Source organism: Coriobacteriia bacterium, assembly GCA_013334745.1.
Taxonomy (GTDB): domain Bacteria; phylum Actinomycetota; class Coriobacteriia; order Anaerosomatales; family JAAXUF01; genus JAAXWY01.
The window spans coordinates 1-3,261 of the sequence record JAAXWY010000084.1; the positions used below are offsets into that span (position 1 = coordinate 1).

The following is a 3,261-nucleotide window of genomic DNA, read 5'->3' on the forward strand; positions in this document are numbered from 1 at the left end:
CTCCCCGGCGACAACGGCGCGCGCGAAGAACGGCCTGTGACCAGCATGTGAAACCCCTCTCAGTGCGGACGTCTCACACGCAGGCACGTGTGTCCCCAACGACATCCCCAGATAGCCGCCTGCAAACTGTCTATTCCCGCAGGAAGCGCATGGCGAAACAGCGCCTGATGGCGCCGCACGAGGGGTTGCGGCCTCTACCCGAAGTTGTCGGGGAGGTCGTTCTCGAAGAGCACCACGTCGCCGGCTTGCAGCAGATGCCCGAGAATCTCGGTCGCCTCGGCGAGTGATGCGGCGATGAAGAGCTTCGTCTCGCCAAAGCCCGCATCGCGCAGCGTCTGCGCGAACTCGGCGGGGTAGGCGCGGCCCACGAGGATGACGATGTCGCACGACTCGGTAGCGAGTGTCGCGACTTTGATGTGGGCGGGGACGGCCTGCTCGCCCAACTCGATCATGCCGGGCGTGATGAGGATGCGGCGTCCGGGGAACGAGCCCAGCACCTCGAGCGCGGCCGCGAAGCCGTCGGGGTTAGAGCTGAACGCGTCGTCGATGACGACGACCGAGTCGTTGCGGACGATCTCGAGCCGATGCGACACCGGCGCCAAGAGCGCCAGTCCGCTGCCGATCGCGATGGGGTCGACGCCGAGCTCGAGGCCGGCCACCACGGCCAGGCCGGAGTTGAATGCCGCGTGCCGCCCTAGCAGCCGGGTCGTCGCCTCGATGCGCGAGCCGTCGGTGCGAGTCACGCTGAACGATGTGCCTTCGCCGCCGACCGCGATGTCGCCGAGCACCGCTTCGGCGCTGGAGTCCTCCCTCGCCGAGACGCGCACGGTGCGTGCGGGCCAGTCCACCGCCGAGAAGTCGCTGTAGCCGTCGGCATCCACGATCGCGACGCCGTCGGCGGGCAGCGCCCTCGCGAGCTCGGTCTTGGCGCGCACGATCGTCTCGGGGGTCTTGAAGTACTCGAGATGCTGCGGTCCCAGTCGCGTGATGACGCCCATCGTCGGCGACACGAGGCCGCAGATCGCGGCGATGTCGCCGGGGTGGCGCGCACCCATCTCGACGATGAATACCTCGATGTCGTCCGTGAGCTGTTCGTTGATCGTGCGCGTCACGCCGAGCAGCGTGTTGTAGCTCTCCGGCGTCGCGAGCACCCGGTACTTCGCCCCGAGCACCGCGGCGAGTGCGGCCTTCGTGGTGGTCTTGCCGTAGCTGCCCGCCACGCCAACGACGATGGGGTCCACCGCGCGCAGGCGCGCGCGAGCCTTATCGACGAACCCCTTGCGCATGCTCGCTTCCACCGGCTCGAGCACGATCAGCGCCAACACGCCGATAAGCGGCATGAGCAGCGCGATCGCTGCGCCAAGCGCGTAGTACGTGAGCGCCTCGAGGCCCGGCCACTGGTTGATGCCGAGCAGGTCGACGCCCCACACCTTGATTGCGACGAGCGCGACAACGAGCAGCGCCGACATCGCGATGATGCGGTAGACGCGGGCGGTGAGCACGATCGGCTTCTTGCTCGGACGCGTCCAGATGCGCCACGAGAGCCAGCCCGCCTCGGCGACGGCGAGACCGGCGAGCACCATGTCCGCGGGTACGGGCACGACAAACGTGAGGACGCCGCCCACAACGAAGGTCGCGACCGCGACGCCCGTCTCGGCGAACGAGCGCGGAGTCAGGCCCTCCCATGAGTGCCGCAGGTAACGCTCGATGCGGTAGCCCTCGAGCTGCAGTATGTGGACGGCGCGAAAGCCGGCGCTGATGCAGGCCGCGATTCCTGCGAGCGCGATGATGATGACGGCCGGGGTCATCGGTCACTCTCCCGGTCATCTTCGATTCCGGACGCGGCGACCGATGCGAGGAAGCTTCTGGCCACGGCGTTGAACGCGGCCTGCTCGTCGAGGTAGGGGAAGTGGCCCGAGTCCTTCATGATCACCAGGCCGCTACCCTTGATCTTCTCCTCCATGATCCGCCCGATCTCGACCGGCGTCGCGGTGTCGTTCGCGCCGAACACGAGCAGCGTGGGCACGTGGATGCCGGTGAGGGACTCGCGGATGTCTTCGTTGACGGTCTTCACGAGAATGCTGCGCATGATGCCCGATGCGTTTCGGTAATCTTCCGAGCCCAGCTTCGCGTAGCGCGCCTCAATAGCGCGGCGAATCGGGCTCGGGAGCTTGGCCGCGAACGCCTTGGCGCGCTTGGTGCGCGCGATGCGCTTCTGGGTCTCCTCGGAGAGCGGAAGCCGAGCACCCGGAGTGCCGACCAGCATGAGCGAGTCGACGCGCACGTAGCCCTCGAGCGCGAGGAACGCCGCGACCTTGCCGCCGAATGAGTGGCCGATGACGCAGAGCAGCTGGTCGAAGCCGGCATCGGCGAGCAGTTCGCCCACGCACTTCGCGTACTGCTCGCTGCCCCAGACCTCACTGGGCGGTTCGCTCTCGCCGAACCCGGGCAGATCGAACGTGATGACAGTGTGGTCGGCGCGCAGGGCCTCTCGGATGGGACCCATGCTTGCGATGCAGCCACCCCAGCCATGCAGCAGCACGACCGCGGGGCCTTCGCCCACGACCTCGTAGTTGATGCGCACGCCGGCTGCGGTTGCGACCGTCACGGCAGATCCAGCTCGGCGACGGAAGCGGTCATGTTCTTGCCGGTGGGCGTGACTGCCAGCCCACCGAGGGCGGTTTCGCGAAGCGTTGGAGGAAGCGACCTGCCGACAAGACCCATGGCGTCGACGACCTCATCGAACGCGATCGGGAACTCGACGCCGGCAAGCGCCATCTCGGCAGCGGAAAGCGCGACCGCCGCGCCCGTGGCGTTGCGGTAGACGCACGGCACTTCGACGAGACCGGCGACTGGATCGCACACGAGTCCCATCTGTCCTTGGAGCGCGAGTGACGCCGCGTGTCCCGCTTGCGCCGGAGTGCCGCCCGATAGCTCGACGGCAGCTGCGGCCGCCATGGCCGAGCCCGAGCCGATCTCGGCTTGGCAGCCGCGACGGATCTGATGAAGCGAACTGGGCGGCGCCGCACACGGTGACGCCGGGCAAGGTAGGCGAGGTGCTCAAGGCCTACCTGGCTCGCGAGTTCGCGGGCCTTCCCATGGCGAGCGGCGTGGCCGTGGTCTTCTGCGAGCGGCTGGCCGATCTGATCGCGGTCATCGCGCTGTCTGCCGGGGCGGTCTCCGTGCTTGGCAGCAGCCTACCCGCGCTGGTCATCGTGGCCGTCGCCGTCCTCGGTGGCACGGCGCTGCTCAACTCACGGC

Annotated in this window: 4 protein-coding genes; 1 reads left to right on the forward strand and 3 read right to left on the reverse strand. The window is 68.1% G+C overall.

Features of this window, described 5'->3' with window-relative positions; genetic code table 11:
* Positions 1 to 194: 194 nt before the first annotated feature.
* Genes HGB10_11955 through HGB10_11965 form a run of 3 tightly spaced genes read right to left on the reverse strand, consistent with a single transcriptional unit; the run spans position 195 to position 2,958 of the window.
* On the reverse strand, positions 195 to 1,808 hold the full coding sequence (locus HGB10_11955) for a UDP-N-acetylmuramoyl-tripeptide--D-alanyl-D-alanine ligase (protein NTU72517.1): 1,614 nt from the start codon (positions 1,806 to 1,808) through the stop codon (positions 195 to 197).
* A complete protein-coding gene (locus HGB10_11960; protein ID NTU72518.1) occupies positions 1,805 to 2,608 on the reverse strand; it encodes an alpha/beta hydrolase in 804 nt (267 codons plus the stop codon). The genes HGB10_11955 and HGB10_11960 overlap by 4 nt, the downstream gene beginning before the upstream one ends.
* The gene (locus HGB10_11965; GenBank protein ID NTU72519.1) at positions 2,605 to 2,958 is read right to left on the reverse strand and encodes a hypothetical protein; all 354 of its coding nucleotides are present in this window, start codon (positions 2,956 to 2,958) and stop codon (positions 2,605 to 2,607) included. Before HGB10_11965 ends, HGB10_11960 begins: the two co-directional genes overlap by 4 nt.
* 98 nt (positions 2,959 to 3,056) lie before the next feature.
* On the opposite strand from HGB10_11965, the gene HGB10_11970 reads away from it, so the two are divergent.
* On the forward strand, positions 3,057 to 3,261 hold a 205-nt coding region (locus HGB10_11970), incomplete at its 3' end, for a hypothetical protein (GenBank protein ID NTU72520.1).

What these genes read in the sequence shown, in the direction of transcription:
- HGB10_11955 (NTU72517.1), bottom strand. Translation starts at nt 1,808, where the DNA reads ATGACCCCGGCCGTCATCATCATCGCGCTCGCAGGAATCGCGGCCTGC.
- HGB10_11965 (NTU72519.1), bottom strand. Translation starts at nt 2,958, where the DNA reads ATGGCGGCCGCAGCTGCCGTCGAGCTATCGGGCGGCACTCCGGCGCAA.